Raw genomic sequence first — 1,820 nt, 5'->3', positions numbered from 1 at the left:
TGGGTGACGAGGACCGGGAGGCCCCGGTAGGTGTAGGTGTAGTTCGGGTCCCTCTCCGCCCCGGGTCCCTCGCTCCCTTCGATGATGGCCGCGTGAATTCCGGCTCCGGTAAGCGCCCTTGCGGTGGCAGGGCTGATAGGGTAGTCGGTGTGCGCAAACGTGGTCGGCGTGACTGAGAAGTGCTCGTTCATCAGGTCGCAGTGCATACGGACCTCGTCCGAGAACTCTGCGAGGTCGGAGAACTGACCGGCGACGCTGTGGTAGTAGGTCGCCCCCAGGACTTCGACGTTCCGGTGGGTTGCCACGCAGGAGAGGAGTTCGAGTGTCCCGGGATACCACGCTTCGAGGTGCTCCACGACCGCCCCGGAGATGCTGACGGCGCACTTCAGCCCGTCATCGAGAAGATCGAGGAGGATCTCCGTCGCCGGCGTGAAGGAACGGTCGATGATCCTTCCGAAGTCTTCCTTCGCGTCCGGGTTGAAGTAACTATCCTTCAGATTTCTCTTTCCCTTCACCGTATCTGGTCGAAATCCGGGATTGAGGTAGCAGGGATAGTGAATGTCAAATCCCAGACAGACCGCCGGTGAATTTGAGTCCTCGCCTGTCATCAGTGCTAAATGGCCGTTTGCATATATAAATGTCGTCAATCCGGAATATCTTTCGAGGTTCCGCTTCTTCTCGCGCCCGGTACTCCGGTCGCCAACGCGCATTCTCTCCCGGGAAAGAGTGGAGGGTCCCGGGACCCCGGGGACCCTCAAACAGGAAGAACACCTGCCGCGTAGCGGGGTTCTAGCGTGAGCGTCGATGGATTCGCTGTAAGGACGGTGCGGATATGCACAAAGACGGCTCCCGACCGGCCTCTTGCGGAGAGCTCGGGTGACATCGTTCGAACCCGGATGAAAGCCTCCCGACCACAACGTTCTAAAGCGACCCCTCCCGATCACCTTCAGGAAGTGTGGCCGTATGGACTACCTGGAAGAGTTTCCCGTTCTCATCATCGACGACGAACTGCACTCGGATACCGCAGAGGGCCGGTCGTCGCGGGAGATCGTGAAAGAACTGAAGAAGGAAGATTTCCCCGTCATCGAGGCGCTGACCGCTCGCGACGGGGTCCACGCGTTTCTTTCGCACCCGCACGTGAGCTGCATCATCATTGACTGGGAACTCACCCCCGAGCCCGTGGACGGCATGTTCACCGCGCGAGACGTCATCACCCTCATCCGGGAACGAAACCCCAAAGTTCCGATATTCTTGAACACCGAGAAACTGGCGATCTCCGCCATACCTCTCTCTGTCATATCCCGGATCGACGGCTACATCTGGAAACTTGAGGACACCCCAGGCTTCATCGCCGGTCACATCAAGCGGGCGGCAAAGAACTACCTCGCCGACGTCCTCCCGCCGTTCTTCCAGGGGCTGATGGACTACGTCGAGGAGTACCGCTACTCCTGGCACACGCCGGGGCACATGGGCGGTGTCGCGTTCCTCAAGAGCGCCCCGGGCCGGATATTCTACGACTTCTTCGGCGAGAACGCTCTCAGGGCCGATCTCTCGGCATCGGTACCGGATCTCGGCTCGCTCCTGGAGCACTCCGGCGTCGTCGGGGAGGCGGAAAAGAAAGCCGCGGAGGTCTTCGGGGCCGACCGGACCTACTTTGTCACCGGCGGCACGTCGGCTGCGAACAAGATCGTCTGGCTTTCGACCGTCACTCCCGGCGATATCGTCCTCGTGGACCGGAACTGTCATGCGTCCGTGATGCACGCGATCATCATGACCGGGGCAGTCCCCGTCTACCTCATACCGGCCCGAAACGAGTACGG

The 1,820-nt window shown here is 60.5% G+C and carries 1 protein-coding gene and 1 pseudogene; one reads left to right on the top strand and one right to left on the bottom strand.

The features are described from left to right. Positions 1-608: pseudogene (locus tag PLN84_RS13200) on the bottom strand (alpha-amylase); the annotation flags it as partial. A 355-nt stretch (positions 609-963) separates the two neighbouring features. Here PLN84_RS13200 and PLN84_RS13195 point away from each other — a divergent pair. Continuing rightward, positions 964-1,820: Orn/Lys/Arg decarboxylase N-terminal domain-containing protein (locus PLN84_RS13195; protein ID WP_348532181.1), on the top strand; the 857-nt coding region annotated here is incomplete at its 3' end.

This window comes from Methanoculleus sp., from assembly GCF_035363275.1.
GTDB lineage: Archaea > Halobacteriota > Methanomicrobia > Methanomicrobiales > Methanoculleaceae > Methanoculleus.
This window is presented reverse-complemented; position numbering and strand designations above follow the sequence as displayed.